Source organism: Streptomyces sp. 35G-GA-8, assembly GCF_023534745.1.
Lineage (GTDB): Bacteria > Actinomycetota > Actinomycetes > Streptomycetales > Streptomycetaceae > Streptomyces.
This window is the reverse complement of sequence record NZ_JAMHJQ010000018.1, coordinates 1-16,119: the sequence shown is the minus strand read 5'-3', so window position 1 is coordinate 16,119 and position 16,119 is coordinate 1. Positions and strand designations below refer to the sequence as shown.

The 16,119-nt window shown below is 69.9% G+C and carries 13 protein-coding genes; 8 read left to right on the top strand and 5 right to left on the bottom strand.

What is annotated here, in order from left to right:
• Window positions 1–8 precede the first annotated feature (8 nt).
• On the bottom strand, window positions 9–1,694 hold the full coding sequence (locus M1203_RS39120) for a YwqJ-related putative deaminase (RefSeq protein ID WP_249953426.1): 1,686 nt from the start codon (window positions 1,692–1,694) through the stop codon (window positions 9–11).
• 213 nt (window positions 1,695–1,907) lie between these two features.
• Between M1203_RS39120 and M1203_RS32485 the strand changes: the two genes are divergently transcribed.
• Window positions 1,908–2,249, top strand: coding sequence for a hypothetical protein (locus M1203_RS32485; RefSeq protein ID WP_249953425.1), 342 nt, complete (start codon window positions 1,908–1,910; stop codon window positions 2,247–2,249).
• Window positions 2,250–2,324: 75 nt separating this feature from the next.
• Here the strand turns inward: M1203_RS32485 and M1203_RS32480 are convergent, their stop codons facing one another.
• A complete protein-coding gene (locus tag M1203_RS32480) occupies window positions 2,325–3,728 on the bottom strand; it encodes a glycoside hydrolase family 16 protein (RefSeq protein WP_249953424.1) in 1,404 nt (467 codons plus the stop codon).
• A gap of 270 nt (window positions 3,729–3,998) precedes the next feature.
• On the opposite strand from M1203_RS32480, the gene M1203_RS32475 reads away from it, so the two are divergent.
• Both M1203_RS32475 and trxA read left to right on the top strand, forming a co-directional pair.
• Window positions 3,999–4,514 carry a MerR family transcriptional regulator gene (locus M1203_RS32475; protein ID WP_249953423.1) on the top strand — a complete coding sequence of 172 codons (516 nt, stop codon included), beginning with the start codon at window positions 3,999–4,001 and terminating at the stop codon, window positions 4,512–4,514.
• Entirely contained in the window at window positions 4,511–4,843 is a 333-nt protein-coding gene (gene trxA, locus M1203_RS32470) for a thioredoxin (protein WP_249953422.1), read from the top strand. Before M1203_RS32475 ends, trxA begins: the two co-directional genes overlap by 4 nt.
• Window positions 4,844–4,923: 80 nt before the next feature.
• Here trxA and M1203_RS32465 read toward each other — a convergent pair whose 3' ends face one another.
• Window positions 4,924–5,616 carry a DUF2848 domain-containing protein gene (locus M1203_RS32465; protein ID WP_249953421.1) on the bottom strand — a complete coding sequence of 231 codons (693 nt, stop codon included), beginning with the start codon at window positions 5,614–5,616 and terminating at the stop codon, window positions 4,924–4,926.
• A gap of 165 nt (window positions 5,617–5,781) precedes the next feature.
• Between M1203_RS32465 and M1203_RS32460 the strand changes: the two genes are divergently transcribed.
• From M1203_RS32460 to M1203_RS32450, 3 genes are all read left to right on the top strand, one after another.
• The gene (locus tag M1203_RS32460; RefSeq protein ID WP_249953420.1) at window positions 5,782–7,107 is read left to right on the top strand and encodes an MFS transporter; all 1,326 of its coding nucleotides are present in this window, start codon (window positions 5,782–5,784) and stop codon (window positions 7,105–7,107) included.
• A gap of 161 nt (window positions 7,108–7,268) precedes the next feature.
• The gene (locus tag M1203_RS32455; RefSeq protein WP_249953419.1) at window positions 7,269–8,096 is read left to right on the top strand and encodes a carbon-nitrogen hydrolase family protein; all 828 of its coding nucleotides are present in this window, start codon (window positions 7,269–7,271) and stop codon (window positions 8,094–8,096) included.
• A 297-nt stretch (window positions 8,097–8,393) separates the two neighbouring features.
• A complete protein-coding gene (locus M1203_RS32450; protein ID WP_249953418.1) occupies window positions 8,394–9,161 on the top strand; it encodes an NPP1 family protein in 768 nt (255 codons plus the stop codon).
• Between the two features lie 92 nt (window positions 9,162–9,253).
• Here M1203_RS32450 and M1203_RS32445 read toward each other — a convergent pair whose 3' ends face one another.
• Window positions 9,254–9,883, bottom strand: coding sequence for a GntR family transcriptional regulator (locus tag M1203_RS32445; protein WP_249953417.1), 630 nt, complete (start codon window positions 9,881–9,883; stop codon window positions 9,254–9,256).
• A 223-nt stretch (window positions 9,884–10,106) separates the two neighbouring features.
• Between M1203_RS32445 and M1203_RS32440 the strand changes: the two genes are divergently transcribed.
• Both M1203_RS32440 and M1203_RS32435 read left to right on the top strand, forming a co-directional pair.
• Entirely contained in the window at window positions 10,107–12,389 is a 2,283-nt protein-coding gene (locus tag M1203_RS32440) for an ATP-binding domain-containing protein (protein WP_249953416.1), read from the top strand.
• Window positions 12,390–12,565: 176 nt separating this feature from the next.
• Window positions 12,566–13,705, top strand: coding sequence for a glycosyltransferase (locus tag M1203_RS32435; protein ID WP_249953415.1), 1,140 nt, complete (start codon window positions 12,566–12,568; stop codon window positions 13,703–13,705).
• A 114-nt stretch (window positions 13,706–13,819) separates the two neighbouring features.
• On the opposite strand, the gene glgB is transcribed toward M1203_RS32435, so the two are convergent.
• Window positions 13,820–16,119: 1,4-alpha-glucan branching enzyme (gene glgB / locus M1203_RS32430; RefSeq protein ID WP_374404540.1), on the bottom strand; the 2,300-nt coding region annotated here is incomplete at its 5' end.

Sequence of the window (16,119 nt, the reverse complement as noted above, 5' to 3'; positions counted from 1 at the left end):
TCCTCATTCTAACTGTGTGCCGTGACGCCGATCAACGGGAGAATCCTTGAGCAAGAACGACACGGTTCTTTGTAATCGCCATGGTTTTTGAATCCGGTGGGAGAGTCCTGCTCCCCGATTTGCAGGGAGTGGACGAGTGCTCCGCTCATCACTCTGCGAATGTCCTCCGGTGTGCGAATCGCTGTCTTATCTCTTTCTTCTATACCATGGAGTCGGTCAGATACAAGCGCGATCTCCGCGCACTTGCCATGCCCTGCACCGGGGTTCTCGTTCTCGGCTCGAATCTCCTTCTCCACTTGATCCACGACGCTCTTGAGTGCGGGGTGGGTGTCGAGGAGCGTCTGTCCGTGTCGCTTCGTAGAGCTTGAGTGGCTCGTCAGCGTTCCCTCGTGCAACAGACCTCCCGCACACGACTTCACCAGGCGGTCCTTGCCGGGTGGATGGTGCCCTGCTTCTTGGTTGCGGGCGTCGTCGGCAAGACTGCGCGTTTCCCGAACGAGGGCCTCCCGTTGCTGCTCCGCGCTGAGATGATTCACGTCAAGTGCGTCGCGCCGATGGTGTTTCATCTTGCCGGCGCTCTTCCCATGCCAACCCGGCTGCGGGCTTATCGGCCTCCCGTTGGGGCCTCCGCCAGGCGTGCCGCCCCCACCCCCACCGCCACCGTTTCCCCCGCCCCCGCCGCCGCGGTCACTCTCGTTCCTGCCTGCCGGGGACTCGATCTTCTTGATCCTGTCGCGGATGTCCTGGTCGGTGTCCTTGTGGTTCTTCGAGCTTTGGCCAATGGATCTGGGCAGGGTCTCGCCGACGTGGCTGCCGAGGTCCTTCAGAGCTTTGCCAAGCTTCTCCGTGACGCCGTCGATGGTGGTGTCGAGGACAGCGGTCAGGGCGTCCTTGCCCTTGGCGCGGCCGTGGTGGTTCTTGGCCTTGGTGAGCTTGCCACCGGTTTTGTCGCGCATGGAGATCTGCACGCCGGCCAGGTGCAGGCCCGTGTTGCCGTGTGCGTCATGGTCGATGACCGGGCCGCCGCCAGGGCCCGGACCTGCCTGTCCCGACACTGAGTTGAGTTGGAGACCGTCCTTGCCGGCTTGCACCGTCTGATCGGTGTTGATGCCGTCCTGCACGCCGACGACATTGAGCGCGGTCTGGACAGCCAGGTCCGCCACGACGTTCTCGATCGCGGCGACGGCCGGCTCCGTGAGGGTGGCGACGATCTCCGCGACGGCTGCCTCCGCCATCTCCTTGAGGATTCTCTTGAACGCCATACGGGTGGCCGCGATCTTTGCCCCTGCCAGGAGCGTCGACAGACCGGCCGTCACCGGTGCGAAGGCCAGGGTGATCCCCACTGTGGCGCAGAGATCGGCGAGTTCACCGACTGCGGCAATCTTCCGGGCCACGATGAGGTCCGCGACGCGGTCGAGTGCGCCTGCGATGATCCGGGCCGCTTTCGCCAGGTCCTTGTGTTTGCCCTGCACCTTGGACCAGTGGGCATCCAGAGCGGTCAGTGATTCGCTCTGCCCGCTGGAGAGCAGACGCTGAATGTGCTGATGCGCGGCGTGCCCGTCGTCGTCCGCGTCATCCGCGAACTCCCTTAACGCGTCTGCCATGTCGCGGTACGCGTCCTCGTCAACGTTGGGCCAGCCCACGCCGACCACGTCGAGCATCGTGTCGACGCCCTCTGGAATGGTGTAACCCACGACGCAACAGCCCCCATTTCCCCCACGACCGGACCGATCACAGAGACCAGCTCATCGTGCCATGAGACGCACCCGGCATCCCAAGAAGTTCCGGGGCCGGGCCCCGCTCACCGCGCGCTCCGGCTCGATGGGGTGGTTGTTGCGCGTTCTGCCGCGCGTGGCGGTGGGGTCTGCCACTCTCGTCTCAACGAGGCTTCGTTCACGACGAGTTCCATGTCCTGCGCGGGGCCGAGGACTACCCCCGCACCCGGTACGGAATCGACGCCGTGCTCGTCTGGCCCCGGCTGTTCCCGCTCCTGCCCGCCCCGTTCACCGGCACGTGTCGCCTTCGACCTCTACCGGGGGCTGCTGCTGGACACGGCCCGGCACGGCGGCAGGCCGCCCCTGCCGGAGGCGGGACCCGCGGAGCGGCAGCAGCAACAGCAGCCACCCGCGCCCGCGCCCGGCACGCTCAGCAGCGCGGCCGAACGCGAGCTCTGGGAAGGACTGTGCGGCTTCTGGTACCGGAACATCCCGGTCGAGGCGCGGATCACCGCCCCGCGATCGGGCGGCTGAGTCCGGTCGGTCCTTTCGGCCCTGCCGTCGACCGACATCGCGTCGACCGACCGCGTCGACCGATGTCGAGTCGCGTCAGGCGAACGGGATCCGGATCACCGACTGGTTGCCGATCCCCAGCGTGCTCGCGCCGGTGCCGATCGCGTTCCAGACCTCGATCCGCACCTTTCCGTTGACCAGGTCGCCATGCGATCCGGTGGCCGACTTCAGCCCCCTGGCCTGGGTGTAGTGCTCATAGCCCGGCACCGGATCGGTCGCGAAGTACTCGTAGGTCTCCGTACGGTCCCAGGTGCCGTCGCCCGTACGGTCGTAACTCACCCTCACCTGCTGGCCGTTGCCGACCGACGTCCCCGCGTCCACGAACAGGTCGAACTGGGTGGCGCCGCCGTTGTACGTACGGGTGATGCCGCCTGAGGTGAAGACCTGCGGGGTGTGGGGCGTGCCGTCGTAGTTGGCGCCGCCCGCGGTGGCGAGGGTTGCCGACGCGGCCGAGCCGGCGGAGTCACCGAGTCCGGCGCCCGTCCGCGCGTACAGCGTCGAGGAGCCCGACGGCGGCGGGTCGGTCGGGGGATCCGTCGGGGGCGTGCCGCCACGGGTCCAGACGGCCACGTAGTCGACGAGCATGGGGCGGCCCGGGACGGTCGCCGCGGTCGGGGTCCGGCCGCCGAGCGCGTCGGGGAACGCGCCGCCGATCGCCACGTTGAGGAGGATGAAGTACCCGGCGTGCTCGGTCATATTGGCCCAGGTACCGGCGTCCATCTGGTTCTGCCGCACGGTGTGGTAGAGCTGGTCGTCCACGTACCAGCGCAGCTCGTTGGGTGTGACCGCGCGGTCCCACTCGAAGCGGTAGGTATGGAACGCGGACTGGCAACTGGCCCCGGGGCAGGCGCGGTTGGCGCCGAGTCCGGTGGTCTCGTTGCAGGGGCCGCCCGGGCTCACCCCGCAGTGCAGCACGCCCCAGACGGAGTTGATCCCGTTGACGTTCTCCATGATGTCGAACTCACCGATGCCCGGCCAGTTCCAGTAGTTGCCCCGGTAGGGCGAGCCCAGGGCCCAGAAGGCGGGCCAGTAGCCGAGCGCGGCCTCGCCCGTCACGTTCGGCATCTGGATACGGCCCTCGATACGGAGGGTGCCGCCCGCCGGAGCCTTGAAGTCGGCACGCCGGGTCTCGACCCGGGCCGAGGTCCAGTTGCCCGCGCCGTCCCTGAGCGGGGTGATACGGAGGTTTCCGTTGCCGTCGAGGCTCAGATTGTCGGGGCTCGCGGTGTAGTTCTGGATCTCGCCGGTACCCCAGTTGCCCGGCCCGCCGGGGTAGCCGTGGCCGGTGTCGGTCTGCCAGTTGGCGGCGGAGGGCGGGGTACGGTCCGCGCCGTTGAAGTCGTCGCTCCACTGGAGGTTCCAGCCGGGAGCGGGCGGTATCGCGCCCTGGGCGGTGCCGGCGCCGGTGACGCCGATGAACCCGGCCAGCGCGACGGTCATGGCGAGGATCGCCGCGATGAGGGGTGTGCGGGGTGTGCGAGGGGTGCGGGAAGTGGCTCTGACGCGTCTCGTTCTCAAGGAACACCTCCGGTGCGGATGGTGCCGAGGGGACTGAGAGGACTGATGGGACTGAGAGGGCTGAGAAGACCGAGGGACCGCGCTGAGAGCGCTCTCAGCATGTCCTCAGTACGTCTTGTAGCGGCGCCCGGGCACAGCGTCAATGCCTTTCTCCTTGCCTTGACCTCGGCGTCAAGGATTACGGTCGAAGACATGCGAATCGGCGAGCTGGCGGAGCGGGCGGGGACGACCACGCGGACTCTGCGGTACTACGAGTCACGCGGGCTGCTGCCCGCCCGGCGGGCCGTGAACGGCTACCGCACCTACGACGAGAGCGATCTGCGCCTCCTCCGGCAGATCAGGACCCTTCAGGACTTCGGGTTCGATCTGGAGGAGACGCGGCCGTTCGTGGAGTGCCTGCGCGCCGGGCATCCGGCCGGGGACTCCTGTCCCGCCTCACTCGCCGTCTACCGCCGCAAGCTCGGCGAGCTGGACGGGCTGATCGGTGAGCTCCAGTCGGTACGTGCCCAGGTCGGGGCGCAGCTCGCGCAGGCGGAGGCGGCGCGGGCCGGGCTGGCGGACCAGGCGGAGGTGCCGGGAGGGCCTGAGCCGCTGTGCGAGCTGACACCACACACGAGCGCGCGTGACACGAGCGCGCGTGACACGAGCGCGCGTGACACGAGCGCGCGCGAACTCGGCCGCGCCAATCGAGGAGAGACAGCGAAATGATCGTGATAGACGGTGTCGACGCCGTGACGGACGCGGACTTCGACCATGAGGTGCTCGGAGCCGGACTGCCCGTGCTCGTGGAATTCACCGCCGACTGGTGCGGCCCGTGCCGACAGCTCGCGCCGGTGCTGAGCGCCGTGGCGGGGGAGCAGGCCGGGCGGCTCAAGGTCGTCCAGCTCGATGTGGACAGCAACCCCGAGGTCACGGCCCGGTACGGGGTCCTCGCGATGCCGACACTGATGGTGTTCCGCGCGGGCGAACCGGTGAAGTCCATGGTCGGAGCCCGCCCGAAGCGCAAGCTTCTCCAGGAGCTGGAAGAGGTGGTCTGACCCTTCGAGGCGAGCGGGCGGGGATCCCGTACGGGGTCCCCGCCCCAGACCCTCCCCAAGGCGACGACGCCGACCGCGCCTCAGCCGATGGGCGCCGGCATCCGCACCACGTCGTAAGCCAGCTCGATCACGTCCCCCGTCGCCGGGTCGCCCAGCTCGACCCGCCAGTGGTCGGCGAACTGGTCCACGCCCTCGGCCATGGGGATGGTGCCGGAGATCAGCACCGTACCGGGCACCAGATCGCCCCGTTCCCGCAGCACCTCGGCCCAGTACCCCGGAGTGAGCAGCTCGGCCAGCGTGCCGTCCTGGATCAGGGCCGCCTCCCCTGAGCCGGTGTGGGTCACCCACGCCCGCAGGGTCAGCGCGTCCAGCCGCTCCTGTACGTCGGCCAGCCGCCAGGCCCGCCGGGCGAGGACGTCCGGGCCCGCGTTCTTGCTCCACGCCACACCGTGCACCTCCAGCTCACGGTCGGTGTGGTCGCAGGCGGCCGTCAGCAGCAGCTCCCCGTCGCCGTCCACCACCAGGGCCCATTCCGCCTCGCCCGAGGTACGTCCGTGCTGGACGCTGACCCGGTCGGTGTGCTGGGCCAGATACGGGGCGACCGGGTAGAGGGCGGGCGTCACGGACGGTGCCGGTACCCCCAGCTCGGCGAGCTCCGCCACATGCGCGGCGACATCGTCCTGGCTGCGGCCGGCGTATCCGGCGTTCAGCACCTGGACGACATCGACGCGCCTGGTGGTGCCGTCGGGCAGTTCGAAGGTCAGCAGCGCCATGGGGTTCTCCACATCGATCGCGGTATCAGCGAGGTTAACTTTGCGCGGAAGGCTTGCGCATACGACCTGTATACAAGAAGTATGCCGGAAGGTCGATAGCGCACCTCAGCAAGGACGGACATCGTGAAGAACAGCACGAACATGGACACGAGCAGGGGTAAGGGAATGGAAACGCAATCGCTGGGCGGGTCCGCGGTCCGCCGCGCCTTCTTCGCCAGCCTCACCGGGACCGCCCTGGAGTGGTACGACTTCGCCATCTACTCCGTGGCCGCCGCGCTGGTCTTCGGCGATGTCTTCTTCCCGTCCGAGGACCCCGCCACCGGTACGCTCCTCGCCTTCTCCACCTACGCCGTCGGCTATGTCTCCCGGCCCCTCGGCGGCTTCGTCTTCGGCCGGCTCGGCGACAAGATCGGCCGCAAGAAGGTCCTCATCGCGACCCTCGTACTGATCGGGGCCGCGACACTCCTGATCGGTCTGCTCCCCTCCTACGCCACGATCGGCGTGGCCGCGCCCATCGCGCTCGTCATCCTCCGCTTCGCCCAGGGCGTGGGCGTCGGCGGCGAGTGGGGCGGGGCCGTCCTGCTCTCCAGCGAGTTCGGCGATCCGCGCCGACGCGGCTTCTACGCCTCGGCCGCCCAGATCGGCCCGCCCGCCGGCAACCTGATGGCCAATGGTGTACTCGCCGCCCTCGGCGCGATGCTGACGGAGGCTCAGTTCACCAGCTGGGGCTGGCGTGTGGCCTTCCTGCTCTCCGGGGTGCTGGTCGTCTTCGGGCTGTGGATCCGCGCGAAGCTTGAGGAGACCCCCGTCTTCAAGGCGATGGAGGCCGAGCAGAAGCGCCCCGAGGCGCCGATCCGTGAGGTCTTCACCACGCATCCCCGCGCGCTCACTGCCGCGATCCTCAGCCGGGTCGCCCCGGACGTGCTGTACGCGCTGTTCACCGTCTTCGTACTGACCTACGCGACCGGCGAACTCGGCATGTCGCGCGGCTCCGCGCTGGCCGCCGTCCTCATCGGCTCCTCGTTCCAGGTCTTCCTGATCCCGCTGGCCGGGGCCCTCTCCGACCGGATCAACCGGCGTCTGCTGTACGGCGCCTCGGCCGTGGCCGCCGGCGTCTGGCCGTTCCTGTTCTTCCCGATGACCAGCGGCGGCAACTGGCCGCTGCTCGCGCTCGGGGTCGTGGTGGCGCTGGCCATCCACTCGCTGATGTACGGGCCGCAGGCGGCCTTCATCGCCGAGCAGTTCTCGCCGCGTCTGCGCTACACCGGCTCCTCACTCGCGTACACACTGGCCGGGGTCATCGGCGGAGCCGTCGCGCCACTGCTGTTCACCGCCCTGCTCGACGCGTACGACTCCTGGATCCCGCTGGCCCTCTATGTCGCGCTGACCGCCGTGGTCACGGTCGTCGGCCTGTCCCTGGGCCGCGACGGGAACCCGGCCGACGACGAGGATCTGAGCGGTACGGAACAGCCCGTCCGCGTACAGGCGTGAGCGGTACGCCGCACCCAAGATCCGAGCCCGACACCCGAGCCCGGCACCCGAGCCCGACACCCGAGCCCGGCACCTAGGCCCCTGCACACGACACACGACACACGAGCCCCGAGCCCGACACCCGAGCCCCGAGCCACGCGCCCCGAGAAGGGAACCACCTCATGCGCATCGCGCTGAGCCAGCTCACCACCGGCCCCGACCCCGAGCGGAACCTCGAACTCCTTCGCACCGAGGCCCACCGCGCCGCGGCGGACGACGCCCGCGTCATCGTCTTCCCCGAAGCCGCGATGGCCTGCTTCGGCACCCCCCTGGCGCCGCTCGCGCAGCCGCTCGACGGCCCCTGGGCGACGGCGGTGCGGCGGCTCGCGGAGGAGACCGGACTCGTCGTGGTCGCGGGCATGTTCACCCCGGCGCCCGACGGCAAGGTGGCCAACACCCTGCTCGCGACCGGTCCCGGCGTCGAGGCGGCCTACGACAAGATCCATCTCTACGACGCCTTCGGCTTCGCCGAGTCCGACACCGTCGCGGCGGGCTCCGAGGTGGTGACCATCGAGGTGGACGGTGTCCGGATCGGCCTGGCCACCTGCTACGACGTCCGCTTCCCCGAACTGTTCCGGGCGCACGCCGACGCCGGAGCGCTGCTCTCGCTGCTCCCCGCCTCCTGGGGCGCCGGTCCTGGCAAGCGTGAGCAGTGGGAACTGCTCATCCGCGCAAGGGCGTTGGACGCCACGCTCTGGCTCGCCGCCGTGGGCCAGGCCGATCCCGCCGCCTCCGATCCCGCGGCATCCGCCACCAAGTCGGCCGCCCCCACAGGCATCGGCCACAGCGCCCTCGTCGGTCCCGACGGGACCGTACGGCAACGGCTCGGCGCCGGCCCCGGGACGCTGCTCGCGGACGTGGACCTGGACGAGGTCGCCGCGGTCCGCCGTGCCGTTCCCGTCCTGGCCAACCGCAGGCTGACCACCCCCACCGCCCCCATCCCGAGTTGACGGAGACCCGGAAGGGCGAAGACCGAGTTGAGCCGAAGCGGTAGGCACCAGGACCGGCACCCGGCTCAACTCGACTTTCGGCGGCCTCACTTCCGCCCGCTTCACTTCGGCGTCCTCTGCCGTCACACTTCACCCAGCGTGTAACTCCGGTCTGCTTCACCCCCCTCCGTATTGGCTGACCCTTCATCGCTCCGACATCCGGCGATGCTCGACGCGTCAACGGGGGCGGGCGAAGCTGATCCGAGCATGTCAACCGGACGGCGTACCCCCCACGTCGCGGCCGATCAGGAGGACGCAGTGAAGAAAAGCTCGCGCATCCGCAAGGTCTCGCTCATCTTCGGCAGCGCCATCGCGCTGGTCATCGCTGTGCCGGGCAGCGCGCTCGCCGATCCCCCCAAGGCCCTGCCCGGCAACGCGGACGGCCTGGAGCAGACGTTCCAGCCGGCCTTCGACTACGACACGGACGGCTGCTACCCCACCCCCGCCATCGGCCCCGACGGAACCATCGCCCCCGGCCTCAACACGACCGGGGCCGTCAACGGTTCATGCCGCGACTCGTGGGACCTCGACAACACCAACGGATACGCGCGGTCCAAGTGCAACAACGGCTGGTGCGCGATCATTTACGGCCTCTACTTCGAGAAGGACCAGGCCGTGGCCGGCAGCGGGCTCGGCGGGCACCGTCACGACTGGGAGCATGTCGTGGTGTGGACGCAGAACAACGTGGCCCAGTACGTCTCCACGTCCGCCCACGGCAACTTCAACATCCACACCCGTGACCAGATCCGCTGGGACGGTACCCACCCGAAGGTCGTTTACCACAAGGACGGCATCGGCACCCACTGCTTCCGTGCTGCGAACAACAACGACGAGCCGCCGGAGAACCACAAGGGCACCTGGCAGTTCCCGACCCTGGTCGGCTGGAACGGCTACCCCGCGGGTCTCCGCGACAAGCTGAGCCAGGCCAACTTCGGCAGCGCCGTCTTCGGTCTCAAGGACGGCAACTTCAACAGCCACCTGGAGAAGGCCAAGCCCGTCGGCATCCCGTTCGACCCCAACGCCTGATCCACACGCCTGATCCACACGCCTGATCCGCACGCCTGACAGAAGCCGGTCGGCGCGTACGCGTCCCGCCGTACGCGTCCCGCCGTACGTGTCTAACCGGCGAGCAGGACCTTGAGCGTCGTCTCCAGGTGGCCGTCGATCGCGCTGTGCGCGGCCGACCGGTCACCGGAGGCGATCGCCGCCAGGATCGCGCGGTGCTCGGTCAGTACGGACTCCTGCCGCCCCTGCTGGTTGTAGAGCGCCACCACCCCGGCCCGGATCTGCCGGCTGCGCAGCCCGTCATAGTGCCGGTTGAGCAGCGAGTTGCCCGCCGAGGCCACGATCGTGGCGTGGAAGAGATGGTCCACCGCGATGAACTCCTTGGCGTGCTCGGGCCCGCTCAGGGTCCGCTGGCGCTCCAGGAGCCCGGTCAGCTCGGCCACCAGTCCGTCCCGGTCTCCCGGGACGACCTGCTCCGCGGCGTACCGCTCGACGATGCCGCGCAGCTCCATCAGCTCGGTGATCTCCCGCCCCGACAGCGGTACGATCTGCGCCCCCCGCTTGGGGACCAGCCGTACGAGATCCTCGGCGGCGAGCAGCAGCAGCGCCTCTCGGATGGGGGTGCGGGAGACCCCTATGCGGTTCGCCAGCTCCTGCTCGGAGAGGAACTCGCCCTGTCTGTCCGGGTCGGTGAGCACGTTCTCCTTGAGGAACGCGTACGCCTTCTCCCTGCCCGACGTCATGACTTCCCCCACAGCGAAGGTTGCATACAACGAGTATACAGACAGCCTTCGGCCCGAGGGCGCGGCGAGGCCGATATGTGCGAGAAAGGTGTGGAACATAAAAAGACCCCGGATCGAATTGACGACCGGGGCCTTCCTCTGCATATATTGACTGTTTCCATGTCTTCGATAATGACGACATGAACCAGGTCACTGGAAAGCAGCGTATCGGACAGGGGCTGAATTGTCAACCGAGGAATTGCAGAATGAGCAGCAATTCGTCTCCCTCCTCTATGAGCGTCTCGATGCCTTGAGGGAGCAGGCGGAGACCGCCGTGGAGGCGTCGATCGGCCAGGTCACCACCGTGCGGCAGGCCCGTGTCGAGCGCGATATCAGCGTCGCGGAACACTCGGGCCGGGTATCCGCGCTGAATGCGGTGGAGTCCGGTCTGTGTTTCGGCCGGATCGATCTCAGCGAGGGGACGACCCATCACATCGGGCGCATCGGAATGCGACAGGACGACCCGGAACGCACCCCGCTGCTGATCGACTGGCGGGCCCCTGTCGCACGCCCCTTTTATCTCGCCACCGGCCATTCCCCGATGGGGCTGCGCAGACGACGCCATCTGACCACCCACGGGCGCCGTGTCACCGACCTCCATGACGAGATCATGGACCTCACCGACACCACACGCACCGGATACGAGGACCCGGACGGCGACGCCGTGCTGCTCTCCGCGCTGAACTCCGCGCGTACCGGCCGGATGAGCGACATCGTGCAGACCATCCAGGCCGAGCAGGACCGCATCATCCGCGCGCCGCACCGCGGTGTGCTGGTGGTGGAGGGCGGCCCCGGCACCGGCAAGACCGCCGTCGCGCTGCACCGGGCGGCGTATCTGCTCTACGCGTACCGCGAGCAGCTGGCCCGCCGTGCCGTGCTGATCGTCGGCCCCAACCCCGCCTTCCTCGGCTATATCGGCGAGGTGCTGCCCTCGCTCGGTGAGACCGGTGTGCTGCTGTCGACCGTGGGGGAGCTGTTCCCGGGCGTACGGGCCACCGGCACGGACACCCCCGAGGCGGCCGAGGTCAAGGGCCGGGCCGACATGGCGCGCGTACTGGCCGAGGAGCTGCGCGGCCGGCAGTCGCTGCCCCGCCCCGTCATGGAGATCGCGCACGCCGAGTACGGCACGCTCGTGCTCGACCGCGACACGGTCCACGAGGCACGGCAGCGCGCCCGGGACACCGGACTGCCGCACAACCCCGCCCGGCCGACCTTCGCCTTCCGGATCATCGACGCGCTCACCGAACAGCTCGCGGACCGGATCGGCGCCGACCCCCTCGGCGGTCCCAACCTCCTCGACCCGACGGATATCGCCCAGCTCGGCAAGGAGATCGCCACCAGCCCCGAGGTGCAGGCCGCGATCGACACGCTGTGGCCGAGGCTCACCCCGCAGCAGCTCGTTTCCGACTTCCTGGCGGATCCGGGCGCCCTGCTCGGCTCGCGCGACGCCGCCGCCGTACGCCGCTGCGGGCCCCGGACCGGCGCCGACGCCAGGATCGACTGGACCCCGGCCGATGTACCGCTGCTCGACGAGGCGGCCGAACTGCTCGGTGAGGACGACAGCGCCGCCCGCGCCGCCGCCGCGCTGGAGCGCCAGGAGCGGATCGCCTACGCGCAGGGTGTGCTTGAGCTCTCCTACGGCTCCCGTACGCAGGAGTTCGAGGACAAGGACGACGAGGATTCGGAGGTCCTCGCCGCGCACGACGTCATCGACGCCGAGCGGTTCGCGGAGCGGCACGAGGAGACCGACACCCGCAGCGCCGCCGAGCGGGCCGCCGCCGACCGCACCTGGGCCTTCGGCCATATCGTCGTGGACGAGGCACAGGAACTCTCCGCGATGGCCTGGCGGTTGCTGATGCGCCGCTGCCCGAGCCGGTCCATGACCCTGGTCGGCGACCCCGCCCAGACCGGGGACGCGGCGGGCTGCGACTCCTGGCAGCAGATCCTGGAGCCGTATGTACAGCGGCGCTGGGAGCTGTCCAAGCTGGGCGTCAACTACCGTACGCCCGCCGAGATCATGGAGGTCGCGGCCGAGGTGCGGCGGCTCACGGACCCGCTCTTCGAGCCGCCGAGGTCCGTGCGCGCGACGGGCGAGGGGCCGCTCGTACGCTCGGCGAAGCCGGGTGATCTGGCCCGTACGGCCGCCGCGATGGCGATCGAGCACCCGGGCGAGGGCCGGCTCGCGGTGATCGCCACGGCCGCGCTGCTGCCGCGGCTCGCCGCCGAGCTGCCCGACGCCTCCTGGGGCATCGCGCCCGATCTGACCCGGCCCGTCGTGCTGCTCAACGCACGGCAGGCGAAGGGCCTTGAGTTCGACACGGTGATCGTCGTCGACCCGGAGGGGATCATGGACGGCTCGCCGCGCGGCACGAACGATCTCTATGTGGCGCTGACCCGGGCGACCCAGCGGCTCGGGATCGTCCGCGACGCGGAGGTTCCGTCCCGGCTGAAAACGGCCTCGCCGTAGGCCGTATCCGTCGAGCCCCGCCCAGGACGCGGGCGGGCCGCGCGTACTCCCGCGCGCGTCCGCCCGTTCGGGGACCGGCGTTCCAGTCTGTCCGCTCGCGGTCCGTGCGCCGGGCGTCCTCTGCCCGGAGTCCGGATTCCGCTCCCCGGACTCGATGGAGCAATACGCTGATCGATATGCGGATACTCTTCTCAAGCACTCCCGCCCACGGCCATCTGTTGCCACAATTCCCCCTCGCCCACGCGTTCCGTGAACGAGGCGACGACGTGGCGTTCCTGACCGCGGGCGGCCTCGCTCCCGTACTGGCCCGGGAAGGTTTCGACTTACTGCCGGCGGGACCGACCGTCGATGTGCTGGTGGCGGAAGCCGCCCGCAGGACCGGCGCCGACCCGAAGGGCGAGCCGGCCCCGGAAGTGGTCGCCGAGTTCTTCGCCGGGGCCAGGATCGACCTCACCGCGGACGAGGCGCTGGCCGCCGCCCGCGACTGGCGGCCCGAGCTGATCGTCACCGAACTGTGCGACTACGTGGGCCCGTTGGCCGCCGCCGACCTCGATGTGCCGGTGGCGACCCTCGCATACGGTCCCGCCATGCCGCCCGAGTTCCGCGCGGCCATGGACGCGGTCGCCGCCGTCCGCTACGCCGAGCGCGGTCTGACCGCCCGCCCCGCCGCCCACTACCTGGACACCTGCCCGCCCGCGATGCAGCAGGACGGCTGGCAGCCCCCGTCCGGCCGGCTGCCGCTGCGCCCGGAGCCCCACGGGCAGGGCGGCCGGCGGCCGTCGGCGCCCGCCGACCCCGAGCCACGGCGTCCGCGCGTGCTGGTGACCTTCGGCACGGTCTTCTCCGCGCCCGAGGTGCTCAGCCCGATCCTGCGTGAACTGTCCGCCTCGGATGCCGAGTTGCGGGTCACGCTCGGACTCACCGCGTCCGCCGAGGACTTCGACGTCGACCACGACCGGGTGACGTTCGTCGGCTTCACCCCGCTGAGCGAACTGCTCCACGACACGGACCTGGTGGTGACCCACGGCGGCGCCGGCACCACACTGGGCACGCTCGCCGCCGGCATCCCGATGGTGGTCGTTCCCCAGGGCGCCGACCAGTTCATCCAGGCCGACCGCGTGGCCGCGGCGGGCGCCGGACTGGGCCTTCCGGGGGGCACGGCCACCCCCGAGGGCGTCGCCAAGGCCGCGTCCGCCGTACTGGCGGACCAGGGCTTCCGGGCCGCGGCCCGTACGGTCGCCGACCAGATCGCGGCGATGCCGGCCCCCGCCGAGGTGGCCGCGACGCTGGCGGCGGAGCAGGCGCCGGTGGCCTGAGGCCGGAGCCTGGGCTCTGGCTCTGACTCCGGCCCCTGATCGCGGAACGACGAGGTGGCGCCGCCCAGGACATCGGGCGGCGCCACCTCCTCATACGGGGGAGAGACGTCCGTATCAGACCGGTCGCAGCCAGACCGTCGCCAGCGGCGGCAGCGTCAGCTGGATCGACACCGGCCGGCCGTGCGCCGCCACCGGCTCGGGCTTCACCGGGTCCGCGTTGAGCACATCGCCGCCGCCGTAGCGCGCCGCGTCCGTGTTCAGGACCTCCGTCCAGGCGGAGAACTCCTCGGGCACGCCGAGCCGGTACTCATGGCGCACCACCGGGGAGAAGTGCGAGACCGCGAGCAGCGGCGAGCCGTCCGCGTCGAACCGCAGGAACGCGAAGACATTGTCCTCACCCGCGTCACCGTCCACCCACGCGAAGCCCTCGGGGACCGTGTCCCGCTCCCAGAGCGCGGGCGTCGCGCCGTACACCGTGTTGAGATCGCGGACCAGATCGCGCACGCCCCGGTGGTCGGGCTCGGCCGCGTACGACGGATCGAGCAGCCACCAGTCCGGGCCGTGCCCCTCCGACCACTCCGCTCCCTGGGCGAACTCCTGTCCCATGAAGAGGAGTTGCTTGCCGGGGTGGGACCACATGAAGCCGAGATACGCGCGTTCGTTGGCGCGCTGCTGCCACCAGTCGCCGGGCATCTTGGAGACCAGCGCCCGCTTGCCGTGCACCACCTCGTCGTGCGAGATCGGCAGCACATAGTTCTCGCTGTACGCGTACACCATGGAGAAGGTCATCTCGCCGTGGTGGTACTTGCGGTGGACGGGCTCCTTGGAGACATAGTCCAGGGAGTCGTGCATCCAGCCCATGTTCCACTTCAGACCGAAACCGAGCCCGCCGAAGCCGTCGGGCCCCACATAGTGGGTGGCGCGGGTGACCCCGTTCCAGGCGGTGGACTCCTCGGCGATGGTCACCGCGCCGGGACAGCGCCGGTAGACGGTGGCGTTCATCTCCTGGAGGAAGGCGACGGCGTCCGGGTTCTCCCGGCCGCCGTGCTCGTTGGGGGTCCACTGCCCCTCCTCACGCGAGTAGTCGAGGTAGAGCATCGAGGCGACCGCGTCGACCCGCAGTCCGTCGACATGGAACTCCTCGCACCAGTAGACGGCGTTGGCGACCAGGAAGTTACGGACCTCCGTACGGCCGTAGTCGAACTCCAGCGTGCCCCAGTCGGGGTGCTCGGCCCGTTGCGGGTCTGCGTGCTCGTACAGCGGCCGGCCGTCGAACCGGGCCAGCGCCCAGTCGTCCTTGGGGAAGTGGGCGGGCACCCAGTCGACGAGCACCCCGATGCCCGCGCGGTGCAGGGCGTCCACGAGATACCGGAAGTCGTCCGGGGTGCCCATCCGGGCCGTCGGCGCGTAGTAGCCGGTGACCTGATAGCCCCAGGAGCCGCCGAAGGGATGCTCGGCGATCGGCATCAGCTCGACATGGGTGAAGCCGAGGTCCTTGACGTACGCGGGCAGCTGGGAGGCGAGCTGACGATACGTCAGGCCAGGCCGCCAGGAGGCCAGATGGACCTCGTACACCGAGAACGGCGACTCGTGCACGGGACGGTCCGCGCGGTGCGCCATCCACTCCTCGTCGCGCCAGACATGGTGGGACTCGGTGACGATGGACGCGGTCGCGGGCGGTACTTCCGTGCGCCGCGCCATCGGGTCGGCGCGCAGGGTGTGCGAACCGTCGGGACGGGTGATGTCGAACTTGTAGAGCGCGCCCTCACCGACCCCCGGCACGAACAGCTCCCACACCCCGGTGGAGCCGAGCGAGCGCATCGGGAGGCTCGTACCGTCCCAGTAGTTGAAGTCACCGGCGATCCTGACGCCCTGGGCGTTGGGCGCCCAGACGGTGAAACGGGTGCCCTTGACGCCCTGGTGGGTCATGATCCGGGCGCCGAGGGCCCTCCACAGCTCCTCGTGTCTGCCCTCGCCGATCAGATGCAGATCCAGATCGCCGAGGGCGGGCAGAAAGCCGTACGGATCCCGGATCTCCAGCTCGTTCAGCTCCTGCGTGGCGTCGCCGTAGCGGACGCGGAGCGTGTACGAGGGCACCGCGCGCAGCGGCAGCACCCCGGAGAAGAAGCCGTCGCCGTCGTCGTTCAGCTCGGCCGGGAGCGTCTGCCCGTCGGCGACGACGGTGACGGCGCGGGCGTACGGCCGCAGCGTCCGGAAGAGGACACCGTCCTTCACGGGATGCGCCCCCAGCAGCCCGTGCGGATCGTGGTGCGCACCGGAGAGCAGCCGCTGCCGGTCGCCGACGCCCAGCGGTCGCGCGGCCCGCACCCGACGGCCGCCGCCCCGCTGCCCGCGCGGCCGGGGCGCCGTGGGAGCCACCGCCGGGGCCCCGGCGGTGGCAGCCGCGGGGGCCG

Excerpts from the sequence above, each read along its gene's own strand:
- M1203_RS32465 (WP_249953421.1), bottom strand. The coding sequence starts at position 5,616 with ATGGCGCTGCTGACCTTCGAACTGCCCGACGGCACCACCAGGCGCGTC.
- M1203_RS32455 (WP_249953419.1), top strand. The coding sequence starts at position 7,269 with ATGCGCATCGCGCTGAGCCAGCTCACCACCGGCCCCGACCCCGAGCGG.
- M1203_RS32460 (WP_249953420.1), top strand. The coding sequence starts at position 5,782 with ATGGAAACGCAATCGCTGGGCGGGTCCGCGGTCCGCCGCGCCTTCTTC.
- M1203_RS32485 (WP_249953425.1), top strand. The coding sequence starts at position 1,908 with ATGTCCTGCGCGGGGCCGAGGACTACCCCCGCACCCGGTACGGAATCG.
- M1203_RS32480 (WP_249953424.1), bottom strand. The coding sequence starts at position 3,728 with ATGACCGTCGCGCTGGCCGGGTTCATCGGCGTCACCGGCGCCGGCACC.
- M1203_RS32445 (WP_249953417.1), bottom strand. The coding sequence starts at position 9,883 with ATGACGTCGGGCAGGGAGAAGGCGTACGCGTTCCTCAAGGAGAACGTG.
- trxA (WP_249953422.1), top strand. The coding sequence starts at position 4,511 with ATGATCGTGATAGACGGTGTCGACGCCGTGACGGACGCGGACTTCGAC.
- M1203_RS32435 (WP_249953415.1), top strand. The coding sequence starts at position 12,566 with ATGCGGATACTCTTCTCAAGCACTCCCGCCCACGGCCATCTGTTGCCA.
- M1203_RS32475 (WP_249953423.1), top strand. The coding sequence starts at position 3,999 with ATGCGAATCGGCGAGCTGGCGGAGCGGGCGGGGACGACCACGCGGACT.